Here is a 265-nt window from a genome sequence, read left to right as displayed (position 1 = left end):
ACGGTCGCGGCAGCGACATTCAATGCACCCGCATGTGCCATCATCAACCCAGTATATTTGCACGAGCCGTAGGTGGTGAGGTCGGGATTCGCCATATAGGCGCGCACGCGCTGCTGCTCAGGCAGATTTTTCAGACGGACGCTGACCATTTTGCGCCCGGCAAAGGCGGCATTAATCCGCGCCTGCGCCTGTTTTGGCTTGTTAACCACATTGCCAATCAGCGTAATGCCTGCCTTAATGCCGAGATCATAAGCCTGATCTTCAT

The 265-nt window shown here is 55.1% G+C and carries 1 pseudogene; it reads right to left on the bottom strand.

The window, feature by feature from the left end:
- Nucleotides 1-265, bottom strand: a pseudogene (locus KVT28_RS25305) (hypothetical protein); the annotation flags it as partial.

Source organism: Pantoea sp. GbtcB22, assembly GCF_019091025.1.
GTDB classification, from domain to species: domain Bacteria; phylum Pseudomonadota; class Gammaproteobacteria; order Enterobacterales; family Enterobacteriaceae; genus Pantoea; species Pantoea leporis.
This window is presented reverse-complemented; position numbering and strand designations above follow the sequence as displayed.